The organism is Arthrobacter pigmenti, assembly GCF_011927905.1.
Lineage (GTDB): Bacteria > Actinomycetota > Actinomycetes > Actinomycetales > Micrococcaceae > Arthrobacter_D > Arthrobacter_D pigmenti.
The window spans coordinates 3,654,311-3,669,090 of sequence record NZ_JAATJL010000001.1; the positions used below are offsets into that span (position 1 = coordinate 3,654,311).

Below are 14,780 nucleotides of genomic sequence, written 5' to 3' on the forward strand. Positions count from 1 at the left end.
ATTCCCATTGTCCAAGCGCATAGACGTCAAAGACCTCAACGTCTACTACAGCAAGTTCCTCGCCGTGGAAGACGTCAACATCAGCATTGAGGCACGCTCAGTCACCGCATTCATCGGCCCCTCAGGTTGCGGCAAGTCCACCTTCCTCCGCACCCTGAACCGCATGCACGAGGTAATCCCGGGTGCCCGGGTTGAGGGTGAGGTGCTGCTCGACGGCGACAATTTGTACGACTCCGCCGTGGACCCGGTGACAGTACGCAGCCAGATCGGCATGGTGTTCCAGCGGCCCAACCCGTTCCCCACCATGTCCATCCGCGACAACGTGCTGGCCGGCGTGAAGCTCAACAACAAGCGGATCTCCAAGTCAGACGCCGACGCCCTCGTAGAGAAGTCCCTGCGCGGCGCCAACCTGTGGAACGAGGTCAAGGACCGCCTGGGGCGTCCGGGCTCGGGCCTCTCCGGCGGGCAGCAGCAGCGTCTCTGCATTGCGCGCGCCATAGCGGTGTCCCCCGAGGTGATCCTGATGGACGAGCCGTGCTCCGCACTGGACCCCATCTCCACCCTCGCCATCGAAGACCTCATCAATGAGCTCAAGAGCGAGTACACGGTTGTCATCGTCACGCACAACATGCAGCAGGCTGCGCGCGTTTCGGACAAGACGGCGTTCTTCAACATCGCGGGCACCGGTAAGCCCGGCAAGCTCATCGAGTACGGCGAAACGACCAACATCTTCAACATGCCGACGCAGAAGGCCACGGAGGATTACGTTTCCGGCCGCTTCGGGTAATGCGCGGCGCGCTAGAGTAGCGGACTCATCGCGAGGTAGAGGATCGCCGAGAGCAGCGCGGTGGCCGGCGCCGTCGTAATCCACACCAGGAGGACGGACCGCAACACCCGGCCACGGACGGTGGCGAAGCGCTGGTTGGCGCCAGCGCCGACAATTGCCGAGGTCATGGTGTGCGTGCTCGAAAGCGGCATGTGCAGGGAGAGCGCGCCGACAAACAGCATCACCGAACTGACGCCCTGGGCCGTCATGCCGCGCAGCGGGTCGATGCGGACCAGCCGGTTGGAGAGTGTGTGGGTGATGCGCCACCCGCCGCACAGCGACCCCGCGGCAAGCAGCACAGCGGCGAAGACCTGAACCCAGACAGGTACGCCGCCGCCGTCGTAAACTCCGGCGCCAATCAGCGCGAGCACAACTACTGCCATGGTGCGCTGCCCATCCTGAAGACCATGCCCAAGCGCGAATGTGCCCGTGAGCACTGCCTGCGCCATCCGGTTGCCGGTGTTCACCTTCCGTGGCGAATTGTGGCGCAGCAGCCAGGTGGCCGGGAAGACCATGATGTATGCCAGCAGGTAGGCCACCAGCGGGGAGAGAAGCAGCGGAAGCGCGATCTCGAGGAGGAATACGCGGTCTGAGCCGCCAATGGACCCTCTGCCCAGGAAGGCGGCCGCCCCGCCAGCCCCGATCAGTCCGCCGATAAGCGCGTGGGTGGACGACGACGGCTTCCCCCGATACCAGGTGAAGATTCCCCACGCGCACGCGGACAGCAGCGCAGCGAACAGAATGCCGAGGCCGCTCTGGCCGGCGGGCAGGCTGATGCTTTCGCCCGTGAAGAGAGTGGCCAGGCTAGTACTCATCAGGGCGCCGATGAGGTTGAACCCCGCCGCAAGTATCACTGCCAAAGTGGGCGTCAGAGCGCGGGTGCGGACGGAGGTGGCGATGGAGTTGGAGACGTCGTGAAAGCCGTTGATGAACGCGAAGCCGCCCGCAAGAAGCACAACGAGACCGAGGAGGAAGACCTCCACCTACGATTCCTTGACGAGAATCGCGCCGACGTGGGTTGCGACCTTGCGGATGTCCTTGGTGACGTCGACGAGCTGGTTCGCAACATCGCGGTGCCTGGCGTAGACGAGTGGTTTGTGGTCGTGGAGCAGTTCGGAGCACCAGATGCGGTGCGTGCGTTCAGCGCGCTTGGCGAGGCGGAGGATTTCGATCCAATAGTCCTCAAGGTCGTCAAGGGAGGTGAGCTGGCGCATCGCCTCGGCGGTCAGTTCAGCCTGCCGGGTGATGACCTCAAGCTGTTCCGTTGCCCGCCGGCTGAGTTTGCTCAGCTTGTACAGGGCAATGAGCTCGGCCGCGCCGTCGAGCTTCTCCATTGCTTCGCTGAGCAGGCGGGACATCGCGTAGAGGTCCTCGCGCGGAAGCGGGTTGATGAAGCTGGTCCGCATGGAGGTCAGGAGGGCGAAGTGCAGGTCGGTGGAGGTGGCCTCGTACTGGTGGAGTTCCTCGGCGAGCTGGTCGTAATCCTGGGTGGATGCGCCGAGGATGCCGGACATACTACGCACGCCGAGCACCAGTTGCTGGGCCATGCTGGAGAGAAGTTCAAGTCCTGCGTTCTCCTGGGGGAAGAGGCGAAGCTTCACAAAGGACACCTAGGGTTGCACGGACGGTTGCTGCCTAAGAATACCTGTCCACTCCGTTGTGACAGTCTTCAGTTGTCAGTCCTCAAAGGACGCGAAAATGGCGCCGAACCGGGAGCGCCTCTCGGCGGAAGGCCGCTCGAAGCGGCTAAATGTTGAAGCCCGGGGGTTCCACGGTTCGACACCAGTTTCAGTCTTCTACTCGTCTGCCTGCATGTCAACCGGGCGACGGCGGCGGGCAGTTGGTTACGCTGCCTGGCCATTTCTGGTTCTTCACGCGCTTGGCCAACGAATCCGCTGTGCAGCCGCAGGATCGTTGACTGGAGGCCGCTTCACCTGCACAGAGCCAAGGTTTCCGCCGGTTCACCACGAATTTGCTCAGGCTCGCAATCGGCGGATAAACAGGCCGATGATCACCAGCACCAGACCGATGACGGCCGCGCCGCCACCCACCGTAAGTAGGAGCGAGGGAAGGATCGGGACGCCGTTGGGATCCGTGGTGCGCGAGATAAGCATCAGGACGGCCATGGCGAGGGCAAGAAGCATGCCTATGGACAGCATCCACAGTCCGGTGAGCTTCAGTTCCTTCATCCATCGACCCTATCCCGGTCATGGCGCATACGCGGGGTCAGTCGAGTTCGCCGCGGCGCCAGGAGGCAGCCGCGTGCTCAAGGTCCTCGGCGGTCTTCACCAGTTGATGTGAGCTCCGCGTGAGTTTGCTGGCGTGGGCGCCGTTGGAGGGTTCGGCGTCGTCGGCATGGTTGGTTTGGCCCAGCGCGACGACGCGGCAGAATGCCGCGAACCGTTCGAGCGCGACGTCGAACTCGCCGTCGAACGCGCCGGAAAGTATGGTGTCCGCCATGCTCTGCACCTCGTCGGCACCGGGCGGTTCGGCGACGCCGGCGATCACCTTCGAGACCTGGGCAACTTCCTTGCCGGCCTTGAAGTAGGCGGCGATGCGTTCGGGATTCTGCTGGGTCGCGGCGCGCAGCGCATACAGCCGCCAGAGTGCCCCGGGCAGGGACCGGGCCGGGCTCTCGGCCCACAGCTCGGCGACCGCTTCGAGCCCCTGCTGGTCGGCGAGTTTCACCAGGCGTTCGGTGATCTCCGGGTCGTCGGCCTCGCGGCCGTGATGGACAAGGGCGTGCGCAGAGAGGTGTGCCGCTTCGGAGACACGGGACGGGTCTGCGCCGCCGGGAAAGATCTCGAAGTCCACAGGCGCGAACGGCTTGGGCTTGTGGTGCCTGGGGCTGTTGTTGATGTAGTCGCCGTCCATGTGTCGAGAATACTCCTGCACCCAACAGCGGGCTACCATCGGGCGGACGGGCGGCCGGACGCCGCCGTCGGGTTCATCATTCCGGCTGATGTGCAAGGCTCCGCCCAGCGCCAGAATGTGTACATGAGCCCGGAATCTCCCCGCTACCCCCGCCTGGCCATCCTCTGGTCATTTATCCGCCCGCACAGCAAAACCCTGGTGCTGGGCCTGGTTCTGGCGCTTGCGACGACGGCGACAATGCTCGCGACGCCGATGGTCACCAAGTGGGTGCTCGATTCGGTTGCCGCGTCCGAGTCGCTGGTGGAGCCGATCCTTGTGTTGATTGGGCTGCTGTTGGTTGGCTCGGCAGTGGGTCTATGGCAGTGGATCCTGCTGGGTACACTCGCGGAAACGGTGGTGCTCGACGCCCGCGAGTCGATGGTGAAGCGCTTCTTCCGCGCGAAAGTCGCGGAGCTGACCGGGCGGCCCACCGGCGAGCTCGTCACCCGCGTCACCTCCGACACCGTGCTGCTGCGGGAGGCGGCGTCGTCGAGCGCGGTAAGCCTGGTCAACGGGACCATCGCGCTGATCGGAACACTTGTGCTCATGGGCGTGCTGGATCTGGTGCTGCTTGGGACAACGCTGGCGTCCATCGTGGTAGTAGGCATCCTGTTTGCGTTGCTGATGCCGCGGATCGCGAAGGCGGAGGAGCAGGCGCAGGAATCAATCGGTAACCTCGGCGGCGTACTTGAGGGTGCGCTTCGGGCCATTCGCACGGTGAAGGCGAGCCGTGCCGAGGAACGCCAAACTGAACGTATCGTTAGTGACGCCCGCGAATCCGCCGCACACAGCGTCCGGGCCATCAAGACGCAGGCCTTCGCATGGACCATTGCGTGGGGTGGGATCCAGCTGGCCATCATCGTGGTGCTGGGTGTCGGCGCGTGGCGGGTGGGCCTCGGCGTGCTCGAGGTCTCCAGCCTCATCGCCTTCCTGCTCTACGCGTTCCAGATCATGGGGCCGATCACCGAACTCACCCAGAACGTCACAGCCCTGCAGTCCGGCCTCGCCGCTGCCGCCCGGATCCGTCAGATCCAGAGCCTGGAGCTGGAAGTCGACAACGACGACGACGGCGGCGCCACCTTGGGCGGCGGTGCCACCGACACCGTGATCGAGTTCCGCGACGTCCACGCGGCCTATGGGCCGGATGCGCCGCCCGCCGTGGATGGAGTGTCGGTGCGGATTCCGCGCCGGGGACACACCGCCGTCGTCGGGCCTTCGGGTGCCGGGAAGACCACCCTGTTCTCCCTGCTGCTGCGGTTCATTGAGCCGCAGGAAGGGGAGATCCTGCTCGACGGGAGACCGTACTCGAGCTACACGCACCGGGAGGTTCGGGGAAGGCTCGCGTATGTGGAGCAGGAGACGCCGATTGTGCCGGGCAGTATCCGCGACAACCTGCTGTTCACCCACCCGGATGCGTCCGAAGAGGAAATCTGGGACACGCTGCGCGAGGTGCGGCTGGATGAGAAGGTTCTGTCGCTGCCGGAGGGGTTGGATACGCCGCTCTCGAGTACGTCGGTCTCAGGTGGACAGCGGCAACGGATAGCGCTCGCCCGGGCCGTGCTCCGGACGCCGGACGTGCTGTTGCTGGATGAGGCGACGGCACAGGTTGATGGGCTGACCGAGGCCGCGATTCACGACTGCATCCGGTCCAGGGCTGCTACCGGCGCTGTGCTGACGATCGCGCACCGGTTGTCGACGGTGATTGACGCCGACACGATCCTCGTGATGGAGGCCGGACGGATCCGCGCACGAGGGACGCATGAGGAGCTGCTCGCGACCGATGAGCTGTACCGGCAGCTGGTCGAGGCGCTGCGGATCGTGGAGACGGTGTCGGGGTAGGCGCGCTGGATTTCCGCGCCGCGGAAGCGCGATGAATCGCCGGTTGCTCGGGGAGGTATCGTGTGCGATAAAGTGGATAGGTCATTCGGGCTGTCCCGGATGACGGTGGGGCCTTTAGCTCAGTTGGTAGAGCATCGGACTTTTAATCCGTGGGTCGAGGGTTCGAGCCCCTCAGGGCCCACCAATCGACCGCTCCCGCGCTTTCCTCTCAGCAATCGCGAGCGCTGCTCCCAGGACGATGGCCAAGAGCGCCCACCACACGCCAACGAAGGAATGACCGGTCCACGGCAGCGCGTCCCTCTCAGCGGCATTCGGTGCTTCTGCCACCGCGCCGCCAGGAACGCCCCGAACTTCGGCGTTGCCCGCATCATCCGGTCCAACGGGACCGATGGGCCCATCAGGTGCACCGGAAATCACTGAGACGTCTTCGCCGAGTCTGACACGAAGGGCGAAAGACACACTGTCCCAGTCAGGGTCAGCACCGACGGTCGCGGTATGCGGAAACCGCACCTCAATGACGAGTGCCCTCACGTGCGATGGCTCAAGCACACTGGTGTGAAGCGTCGAACCCGCCAGATCATGAAAGGCCGTGGGGTTCCCGGCGGCGCTTGGCTCGCGCACAGACAGTGTGAGTTCGCTGTGGAAGGGCACCGCCGCGCGTGATTGCAGCTTAACGTGGTCAGGAACGATGCTGAGCTCTGCGCGGTCGGCGGCGTTGTTCCTTATGTACAGGGTGGACACGAGCGCGTCGCCCGGCACCACTGTAGCCGGCGGGAACAGCAGGGACGATAGTTCGCTTTCCCAATTGATCCCGTCGTAACTCAGACCAAGGCGAGGAGGCGGCTCCGGGTCGGCGGCCCGCGCCGGGAGAGGAAGCGCTATGAGCGCAAGCACGACTGCCAGCGCGATCAGAAGACGGCGCGGCATCACGTTCGTTCCTTTCGCAGCATCTGGCGCATGATCGTGAATACCGCGTAGCTAATGAGGAGTGCTCCGAAAGCACCCACCATCCAGCCCCGCTGTTCTCGGTCGAGCCAAGTCGTGACGTAGCCGACGTAGGGCACCGAGTAGATAACCTTGCCCATCACCTGCCCTTCAATGATCGGTTCATCCTCAGTCCCGTTGTTATCTCCGCGCGTCGTGAAGCTCAGCGCGCCGTCTGCCTTGTGTGCCTGGCCAACGATGCGATGCGTGATAAGCATCGGATTGTCCGAGACCGGCTGAAACGTAATCACATCGCCCACGGCAAGGGATGCCGGATCAACTGGCTTCGACACGACCAGAGTTCCAGGCGGCATCGTCGGTTCCATCGACGATGTGAGAACTGCCAGTGGCACGGCGCCCATCAGCCGCGGAATCACCACTGTAGCCGCAACGACCACCATGACCATGGCAAATGCGGACCACACAGCAATCCGACCGACTAATTCAAGCGTTCCCCCCGCCCGCCCTTTAGCTGCACGTTCAGTATGCTGCTCACGCTCACGTGTCCGGCGCAATTCGCGTCGCGTCTCGCTCATCATGGAACCTGGCAGTAACTCTGATAGAGATCATCGCGCGGATAAATGATGATCGAGTTGCTTGCCGGCCCGAGCCATCCATTCGGGTACATAGGCCGGACGTAGACCGTCATGGGCGAATTGTCCGGAGGAAGGTTGAAGAAGTTCGTTCCCTTGTCGTGAAACATGTAGTTGTACTTTGACGCGTCGGCCAGGTCGCTTGCCGGATTTGGCGACCACTGGCTCCACTCGGTAGCTCCATTGATGACGCGATACACCCGGAAATTGGTGAACAAGGGCTCAATGCGATCGCGATAGAGATACTGGATGGCGGTGAAATCCCCACCGATACTTGCCGGGTAGCCGTTGTAATCCTGCGGACCACGGCAACTCAACCATCGTCCCCCATTCACGGTGATGGGCGGGTAGGCCGCCTTGACACTCAAATTAGCCCGCGATGACGCAGACCATTGGGCCGACGCAGACAATGCTTGGGAGCCCAACACGATAATAAAGAACGCGGCGAGCGCTCTGAGCCAGGAACGGCCCGTCCGTGTTCTTGCGCGCCCCATCACCGCGTCCCCTCGCCAGCGAAATGCAGTCTGAACGATGTGGTCGCATCGCTGATATTAACCCCGCCGACGGTTGCCGCCGTGCCCGTGGGAATGGTGAAGCGCACGCACAGATGCTCGGTGTTCGCCGTCGCAGTCGTCGCGACCAGTGAGGCCGTCACCGACATTGATGCCAGGTCTGCATAACCGCCTGCGGCGCCGTAGATTTGGGTTCCGGCAGGGGTTCCGGTCTTGGCACAGGGTGCTGATGCCGTTGTCTGTGCGTAGACCTGCACATCAACGACGCCAAACAGCGCAGACGACGCATTTGATGGGTCCGTCAACAGAGACGTAAGCGTGTAATCGAGGCCAAGGTTGCCCGACGCCTGCCCGTTCAACTCGAGTTTTGTCGTGGTAACGCCCCCCGGGTAGAGGTTGTCCAAAGTTCCGACGTTGTACTCCGCCTGACCGTTGATGTTCAGGTTTAGGACGCCAGATCTTATCGTGGCACCATCAATCGTTTCGGAATCGTTCCACAACGCAAGAGTCACGCTGGTCCCCATACCGAGGACCAGCACTACTCCGGCAACGATCACAAAGAACCGTTTCACAATGAACTGCGACGCCCCAACCCGCGGTTGAAAACTACGGTGTGGTTGTCTGCGTTAGGCTGACCGTCAGATCGCTCAGATCGAGGGCTTGACCCTGGGCAGTTGTACCGGTCGTCGCGGCATCGAATTCGATAGTCACTGTGGCGGTGATGACGTCGCCATCATTCGCGCTGGTGATAGCTCCGCCAACCACCGGCGCTCCAAGTTCGTCGGTGAAGCTCTGCGTGACCGTGGTTGCCGCAACCAGCTCAGCGTCACCGGTCGCATCGACCGGGGTTGACAACGCCAGGTCAGCGGTGAGGTTATCGCCACTGGCCCCCACGGTGTAGGAGTTCGTGTATTCAATGGTGTCGCCCGGCACAATGAGGAACGTGGAAATATCAGTGATGTCCTCCGGCGTGCCGGTAGAGATGTCGTTCCAGGTCCCGGTTCCGCTCGGCGTTATAGCGAGCGTCCCCGACTGCACTGTGCCGGCATCGACCGTTTCGCTGTCGCTCCACAGCGCGAACGTTGTGCCGCCTGCAAGCAGTACGATGCCTGCCGCCCCCGCGATTGTAGCCCCTGTCAACTTTTTCATGTGTGTTCCCCCTATAGGCGTGATGTGAGTCCCGCAAAAGTGATGAGTCTCACGAATGAACCATAGCCTACGCAACGAAGTTCACTGATGTAAACGTTTGCAGCTCAAGAATTGCCCAATTTATCGGCCGGATACTCGGTTGAAACGTCGGCATTCGTCGTAATTTGTGTAAACGCTTGCATTTCTCTTTGGAGGCCCTCTACGGTAGGCATTGCCGTACTTGGGACCTGCCGGGCGCCGTGAAGTTGGGCGCACCGGGCGTCGTGATTTTGGGCGTGTCGGACATAGTGCGGCGACTCATTCGCACTATGCAAAGGAGCATCATCGTGAGTACTGTGCCGCCTAACGTCGCGTTGCCGAACAGAAATAGTCGCAAACGATTACCGTGGGCGGCGCTCACGGTGCTACTGCTGGTTACCGGGCTTCTTTCGGTGTTCAACCCACCTCAGAAAGCGAACGCGGAAGCGCCAGGCCCGAAGGACGTCATTGCTGTGATGTTCTCGTGGACATGGAATGCCATTGCCCGTGAGTGCACGGACACGCTTGGCCCTGCAGGATACGGGTACGTTCAGACATCTCCTCCGCAGGAGCACGTACAGGGAAGCCAGTGGTGGACCTACTACCAGCCCGTCAGCTACAAGCTCGAGTCGCGGCTCGGGACAGCGACCGAGTTCAAGAACATGATTGACACGTGCAACGACGCGGGCGTGGGTGTGATTGTTGATGCCGTCATCAACCACATGAGTGGCGATTCCGACGGTGGAACCGGGTGGGCGGGAAGCGCTTACGGGCACTACAACTACCCCGGTCTGTACAGTGACAATGACTTCCACGACTGCCGCAGAGATATCTCGAACTACCAGGACCGCTGGGATGTGCAGAACTGCAACCTTGTGAACCTGTCAGATCTTGACACGGGGTCTGAGTACGTGCAGCAGACGATTGCTGACTATCTGAACCACCTCGTTGATCTTGGCGCCGCCGGTTTCCGCATCGATGCGGTGAAGCACATTGCGGCCGATGAAATGCGCGGAATCATGTCAAAGGTAGAGAACAAGGACCAGCTGTACATTGTGCAGGAGGTCATTCGAGCAAACGAGCCGATTCAGCCCGAGGAGTACCTCGGCATGGGCGACATCCACGAGTTTGCGTACGCTCGCAAGCTCAAGGAGGCGTTCGGCGGCGGCACCATCGACTGGCTGATTTCCGGTAACGGTATTGGCGAGACGTGGGAAGGTTTCCTCGACCACGATGACGCCGGCGTTTTTGTCGACAACCACGACACCGAACGCAACGGCCAGACGTTGAGCTACAAGGACGGCGACATTTACGACCTGGCGCAAATCTTCACCCTCGCCTGGAACTACGGTTCGCCGTCGATCGAGTCGGGCTTCCGGTTCAACAACTTTGACGCCGGACCACCGCTAACCGGGTCGGGCGAGGTTATCGACCCGACCTGTGGCTCGGGATCCGTCTGGACATGCGAACACGCAAAGAACGAGATCGCCAACATGGTCGGTTTTCGCGTCGAAACCTACGGAACCGAGGTGACGAAAAAGTGGACGAACGGAAGCAACGCCATAGCGTTCAGCCGGGGTGACAAGGGCACCGTCGCGATCAACCGCGGCGGCGGCGAGCTTAGCCGCACCTTCCAGACCGGCCTTCCCGACGGCACGTACTACAACGTGATCTCGGCGACCAAGGACGGCGGATCGTGGTCGGGCGACACTGTCACTGTTGAGGGCGGCACGTTCACGGCGACAGTTCCGACCAATGGAGCGGTGGCGATCCACGCGGGGGCAAAAGCAGGTGCCGAGTGCTCGGACGCGACAGCGCCGAGCGTACCCACCGGGGTGAAGGCAGTTGCGGACGGCACAAATGTCACCGTCAGCTGGGGTGCATCAACCGATGACTGCGCAGTGACTGGTTACACAGTCACCCGTACCGGTGGGACGGCGGGTGCGAAAGTACTTACCTCGCCGGGGTCGTCGACATCCATCGTTGACCAGAACCTTGAGCCGAACACCGAATACAACTACACCGTCACCGCGACGGACGGCTCCAACGAGTCAGCGCCGAGCGGGCCTGCATCGGTTACCACAGGTGAAGAATCGACGAGTGCCGCTGCTGAAGTGTTCTACAAGGAGAACGGCAACTGGAGCGACTACTTCATTCACTACCGAGTGGGCGCCGGCACGTGGACGACGACACCCGGCGAGAAGATGCACGAGCGTTGCGACGGCTGGTACGGTGCCACGATCGACCTCGGCGACGCCGACGGCTTCACGGCGGCGTTCAACAACGGCTCCGGTGCATGGGACAACAACGATCGGGCGGACTACACGTTGTCATCCGGCGTGCAGGTGATCGTGGATGGTGAGGTTTCCAAGGACAACCCGTGCGCTGAGGCGCCGGCCGGTGAGGACATGACCATCTTCTACAAGGCGGATAGGGGGTGGGATGCCTACTACGCCCACTACCGGGTCGCCGACGGCGCGTGGACCACTGTTCCTGGGACGCAGATGGAACAGGCCTGCGATGACTGGTACTCGCTCACCGTCAACGATGGTGCCGCGGGCGCTTCATTCGCATTCAACAACGGCGCCGGTCAGTGGGACAACAACGGGGGCAAGGACTACGCGGTGAGCGGCTCAGTTGTCGCCGTGACATCCGGTGCGGTGTCGGGAACTGCACCGTGTGACCTGCCGAGCACCGCTCCCACGACACCAACAAGCCTCTCCGCCAGCCCTGCTAACGGCGCTGTCACGGTGAGCTGGAGTGCGTCTACCGCGGAGTCCGGAATTGCCAGCTACACGGTCACCCGCACGGGTGGTGGTGCAGACGCCGTCAGCGCCACCGTCTCCGGGACGAGCTACGTCGACGCGACGGTCAGCGAGAGCACCACCTATTCGTACACCGTCACCGCAACAGCAGAAGACGGCAGCGTCTCTCTCCCGTCTGATCCGGTGAAGATCACGACGCCGGGTGCAACGGGCGGCGAGGATGATGAGAAGCCGTCAACGCCGCAGGGCGTAGTGGCGACGGCGTCAGCCGACACTGTCCAGCTCAGCTGGCCAGCCTCTGCCGATAATGTCGGTGTCGTCGGCTACCGAGTGATCAAAAGCGGTGGCGGCGAAGCAGATCTCGGCATCGTCACAGAGGCAACCGAGATAGGCTTCTTCAATCTGACGCCTGACGAGGAGTACCTCTTCAAGGTGCAGGCGATGGACGCCGCAGGAAATGTGTCTGAGTGGAGCGATATTGTCTCGGCGACGACCGGCGGCGACGCCGACACAACAGCACCGAGCGCCCCAACCGGGCTCGTGGCAACCGTCGACGGCACCAGCGCGACATTGACGTGGACCCCGTCTACAGATGACACAGCGGTAGCGGCGTACACCGTCAGGTCGTCAGACGGTGACGCGACGGTGGAAGAGAGCACGACGGAGCCGACGCTCTCTCTCGATGATCTGAAGGAGGGTGCCACGTATACGTTCACGGTGAGTGCCGCCGACAGCTCGGGAAATGTGTCTGAGTGGAGCGCGCCCGTGTCGGCAACGATCGAGGGTGGCGGCACTGATCCGGTCGATCCCGGCGAGCCGGTTGGGACCGACTACTCCGACGGGTACTACCAGCAGAACCCCAACGGCAACGTCGGCGAGGCGGCTACCATCGCTGTCGACGGCGATGCCTCAGAGTGGACGGCAGGCCAGGTGATTGCGCAGGGCGTCGCCAACGACGACCCGCGTATCTTCCGCGGCAGCCACGAGGGTCCGGTCTACGATCTCTACTCGCTCTCAAGCGCCTGGGATGACGAAAACCTGTACCTCATGTGGCAGTTCACCAACGTGACGGATGTCGTTGATCCGGGCCAAGGGTATCCGATCAGCGACAACGGAAAGCCCTACAACGGCGATATTCCGCAGACGCTCGCATTCGATGTCTCCGCCGCCGGCGGCGACGGGCTGATCGAGGGTACCGAAAGCGGCGTGTGGGGCATGCGCAACACATTTGCGAACAACGAGGTGGACCACCTTGCCATGTTCTCAAGCAAGCCGGGGGTCGGTCAGCCGGCGATGTTCTCGCTCAACGCCTCAGGGGCGTTCGACTACGAAACAGAGAACGTCACAGGTTTCGAAGTCGGCGGCATCACCTATGCCTATGGCGACGGCTTCTTTGGTGACGCGCTCATGGGCATCGACGCCAACGGCTACGAGGGTTATACACCCGCTGACCTTAGCGACGCGAGCGCTTTCATCGATTTTCTCGACACAGCGCATGACACTGCGCAGGACACCGTGTACGAGATGAAGATTCCGTTCGCGACGCTGGGCACGACAAAAGAAGCCGTCGAAGCAAACGGCATCGGCGTAATGCTGCTCAGCACATTTGGGCAGTCTGGAATTGGCTCGCTTCCACAGGATCCAGCCATGCTCGATGTTGCGACCGAGCCTTACTCGGCTGATGCGTCGACGTCGGCCGAAAAGGAGGACTGGGACCCGATGACCGCTCAGTTCGCCCGAATCGGCGGCTGACCACGCATTGCGAATGGGGGTGCTGTGACCGATAGGTTCGCAGCACCCCCATTCGTCTTTCCCTCCCGCTGTTTCGGACGTGGTGGAACCGGCCATTGACTCTCACGTCCAGGAAGTCTGTACTGGAAGGGTAGAGACCTTATTCCGTGATTCGGCTCCCGGGCGGGAGGAAGACAGATGCCGGCCCTGTTGGCGGTACCACTTCAGGCGGCGCTCGCCGTCGTGGTTATCTGTGCGCTCACGGGTCTGACGGCGTTCGCGGTTTCGCGTTGCCTGGCTAAGGATGACCGCGACGGTGCCTTCTGGTACGGATTCACCGGCGGTTTCGCGTCCCTCGGAGCCATTACGGGCGCGTTAGTCCTCGTCCCCGCTGCCGCACCGGTGATCGGGTTGGCCGGGACGTTGAGCGTTGGCTTGGCTGGCGGTTGGCTGTGGCGCGGTGAGCAGGAGCGGGTTGCGCGCCGTCGTCGGACGCAGGTTGAGCACGCGCGGGCCGCCCTGCGAGCCCGGCACGAGTCCGTGCTGCAGCGCTGGGTCAGCTACGAGCTGGATCCGGCGGTGGCAATTGACTACCCCGACATGACCAACCTAAAGCGGCCGGAAACGGCCCAGCTCGTGCGGAGCATGCGTAATGCTGCGGCACTCCGCGAGCAGTCACCGGAGAACGACGACACCGGCGCCCCCGGCTACGAGGCCGCCGTCCGGGAGCTCGAAACGGCTTTCGAGAAAGCGGAACGGGCGGCAGGCGCCCGAACCAGGAAGTAGCGCTACTTTTCCCCGCTCCACGCCGATGCCGGCGACATCCGACGACGTCGGCGTTCCCAGAACAGCGCGCTCAGCACCCCCGCTGCAGTGAGGATGATGGCCCCGCTCATCAGGATTCCGCCGGCTGACTGGCCGACAATGAAAATCCATTGCGGGAACGGTTCGGTGAGTGAGGATTCGTCCATCTGCATCGGGGCGAACAGTACCCACAAGCCAACAGCCATGACACCGGCGCCCACGAGCCAAAGCACCACCACAAACGGATTGATCCGCAGGATGGCAGGGCCGTTGCCGCGTGAGCGATCAACCGGCCGCGGCGCCCCTTCGGGCAGCACCTCCACGATGTTCGCCTGATCTCCCGACGGCGCGGGCGTGCCGGACGGTGCGTGCGCTCCCGGCGGGGTGCGGACTTTGGGCGCATCCGATGGGGCCGGCGCCTGCGCGAACGACGGCGGCCGCTGTGGCGAGGAGGCGGGCGAAACATGCTGCGTGCCCGCTGGCCCGGAGGTTGGTCCGGGTGTTGACCCGTTCGGGCGCTGTCCGGTGCCACCCCGTTGGTAGATGGGGCTGTACCGGTTGTCGATATGCGGGGTGTTGTCGCCCATATGTTCCTCCCTCAACGCCGTTTATTGAATCTACTAGCTTTGTCTGCCCGCGTCAGCAA

At 62.7% G+C, this 14,780-nt stretch carries 14 protein-coding genes and 1 tRNA gene; 5 read left to right on the forward strand and 10 right to left on the reverse strand.

The window, feature by feature from the left end:
• Positions 1 to 7 precede the first annotated feature (7 nt).
• A complete protein-coding gene (gene pstB, locus BJ994_RS17280; protein ID WP_167995642.1) occupies positions 8 to 787 on the forward strand; it encodes a phosphate ABC transporter ATP-binding protein PstB in 780 nt (259 codons plus the stop codon).
• A gap of 11 nt (positions 788 to 798) precedes the next feature.
• Here pstB and BJ994_RS17285 read toward each other — a convergent pair whose 3' ends face one another.
• The 4 genes from BJ994_RS17285 to BJ994_RS17300 form a co-directional block, all read right to left on the reverse strand.
• Positions 799 to 1,809, reverse strand: coding sequence for an inorganic phosphate transporter (locus tag BJ994_RS17285; protein ID WP_167995643.1), 1,011 nt, complete (start codon positions 1,807 to 1,809; stop codon positions 799 to 801).
• Entirely contained in the window at positions 1,810 to 2,427 is a 618-nt protein-coding gene (locus BJ994_RS17290) for a nuclease PIN (RefSeq protein WP_167995644.1), read from the reverse strand.
• Between the two features lie 375 nt (positions 2,428 to 2,802).
• Positions 2,803 to 3,015, reverse strand: coding sequence for a hypothetical protein (locus BJ994_RS17295; protein ID WP_167995645.1), 213 nt, complete (start codon positions 3,013 to 3,015; stop codon positions 2,803 to 2,805).
• A 37-nt stretch (positions 3,016 to 3,052) separates the two neighbouring features.
• Positions 3,053 to 3,700 carry a hypothetical protein gene (locus tag BJ994_RS17300; protein WP_167995646.1) on the reverse strand — a complete coding sequence of 216 codons (648 nt, stop codon included), beginning with the start codon at positions 3,698 to 3,700 and terminating at the stop codon, positions 3,053 to 3,055.
• Between BJ994_RS17300 and BJ994_RS17305 the strand changes: the two genes are divergently transcribed.
• Together BJ994_RS17305 and BJ994_RS17310 are read left to right on the forward strand one after the other, a co-directional pair.
• Positions 3,701 to 5,578, forward strand: a complete 1,878-nt coding sequence (locus BJ994_RS17305; RefSeq protein ID WP_342450420.1) for an ABC transporter ATP-binding protein — start codon at positions 3,701 to 3,703, stop codon at positions 5,576 to 5,578. It abuts the gene before it with no gap.
• 108 nt (positions 5,579 to 5,686) lie between these two features.
• Positions 5,687 to 5,762 (forward strand) — tRNA-Lys (locus BJ994_RS17310).
• On the opposite strand, the gene BJ994_RS17315 is transcribed toward BJ994_RS17310, so the two are convergent.
• The 5 genes from BJ994_RS17315 to BJ994_RS17335 are packed head-to-tail and all read right to left on the reverse strand — an operon-like array spanning position 5,750 to position 8,816.
• The gene (locus tag BJ994_RS17315) at positions 5,750 to 6,505 is read right to left on the reverse strand and encodes a hypothetical protein (RefSeq protein ID WP_167995647.1); all 756 of its coding nucleotides are present in this window, start codon (positions 6,503 to 6,505) and stop codon (positions 5,750 to 5,752) included. The genes BJ994_RS17310 and BJ994_RS17315 overlap by 13 nt on opposite strands.
• Positions 6,505 to 7,098 carry a signal peptidase I gene (locus BJ994_RS17320; RefSeq protein ID WP_167995648.1) on the reverse strand — a complete coding sequence of 198 codons (594 nt, stop codon included), beginning with the start codon at positions 7,096 to 7,098 and terminating at the stop codon, positions 6,505 to 6,507. The genes BJ994_RS17315 and BJ994_RS17320 overlap by 1 nt, the downstream gene beginning before the upstream one ends.
• The gene (locus tag BJ994_RS17325; protein WP_167995649.1) at positions 7,098 to 7,649 is read right to left on the reverse strand and encodes a hypothetical protein; all 552 of its coding nucleotides are present in this window, start codon (positions 7,647 to 7,649) and stop codon (positions 7,098 to 7,100) included. The genes BJ994_RS17320 and BJ994_RS17325 overlap by 1 nt, the downstream gene beginning before the upstream one ends.
• Positions 7,649 to 8,239 carry a SipW-dependent-type signal peptide-containing protein gene (locus BJ994_RS17330; RefSeq protein ID WP_167995650.1) on the reverse strand — a complete coding sequence of 197 codons (591 nt, stop codon included), beginning with the start codon at positions 8,237 to 8,239 and terminating at the stop codon, positions 7,649 to 7,651. The genes BJ994_RS17325 and BJ994_RS17330 overlap by 1 nt, the downstream gene beginning before the upstream one ends.
• Before the next feature lie 34 nt (positions 8,240 to 8,273).
• The gene (locus BJ994_RS17335; RefSeq protein WP_167995651.1) at positions 8,274 to 8,816 is read right to left on the reverse strand and encodes an alternate-type signal peptide domain-containing protein; all 543 of its coding nucleotides are present in this window, start codon (positions 8,814 to 8,816) and stop codon (positions 8,274 to 8,276) included.
• A gap of 494 nt (positions 8,817 to 9,310) precedes the next feature.
• Between BJ994_RS17335 and BJ994_RS17340 the strand changes: the two genes are divergently transcribed.
• Together BJ994_RS17340 and BJ994_RS17345 are read left to right on the forward strand one after the other, a co-directional pair.
• On the forward strand, positions 9,311 to 13,351 hold the full coding sequence (locus BJ994_RS17340) for a carbohydrate binding domain-containing protein (RefSeq protein ID WP_209067013.1): 4,041 nt from the start codon (positions 9,311 to 9,313) through the stop codon (positions 13,349 to 13,351).
• Between the two features lie 177 nt (positions 13,352 to 13,528).
• Positions 13,529 to 14,116, forward strand: a complete 588-nt coding sequence (locus BJ994_RS17345; RefSeq protein WP_167995653.1) for a hypothetical protein — start codon at positions 13,529 to 13,531, stop codon at positions 14,114 to 14,116.
• A 2-nt stretch (positions 14,117 to 14,118) separates the two neighbouring features.
• On the opposite strand, the gene BJ994_RS17350 is transcribed toward BJ994_RS17345, so the two are convergent.
• Positions 14,119 to 14,721, reverse strand: coding sequence for a tetraspanin family protein (locus BJ994_RS17350; RefSeq protein ID WP_167995654.1), 603 nt, complete (start codon positions 14,719 to 14,721; stop codon positions 14,119 to 14,121).
• Between the last annotated feature and the right edge of the window lie 59 nt (positions 14,722 to 14,780).

Coding starts and splice junctions, on each gene's coding strand:
- BJ994_RS17295 (WP_167995645.1), bottom strand. CDS start 3,015: ATGAAGGAACTGAAGCTCACCGGACTGTGGATGCTGTCCATAGGCATG.
- BJ994_RS17300 (WP_167995646.1), bottom strand. CDS start 3,700: ATGGACGGCGACTACATCAACAACAGCCCCAGGCACCACAAGCCCAAG.
- BJ994_RS17315 (WP_167995647.1), bottom strand. CDS start 6,505: ATGCCGCGCCGTCTTCTGATCGCGCTGGCAGTCGTGCTTGCGCTCATA.
- BJ994_RS17320 (WP_167995648.1), bottom strand. CDS start 7,098: ATGAGCGAGACGCGACGCGAATTGCGCCGGACACGTGAGCGTGAGCAG.
- BJ994_RS17325 (WP_167995649.1), bottom strand. CDS start 7,649: ATGGGGCGCGCAAGAACACGGACGGGCCGTTCCTGGCTCAGAGCGCTC.
- BJ994_RS17335 (WP_167995651.1), bottom strand. CDS start 8,816: ATGAAAAAGTTGACAGGGGCTACAATCGCGGGGGCGGCAGGCATCGTA.
- BJ994_RS17340 (WP_209067013.1), top strand. CDS start 9,311: ATGTTCTCGTGGACATGGAATGCCATTGCCCGTGAGTGCACGGACACG.
- BJ994_RS17345 (WP_167995653.1), top strand. CDS start 13,529: ATGCCGGCCCTGTTGGCGGTACCACTTCAGGCGGCGCTCGCCGTCGTG.
- BJ994_RS17350 (WP_167995654.1), bottom strand. CDS start 14,721: ATGGGCGACAACACCCCGCATATCGACAACCGGTACAGCCCCATCTAC.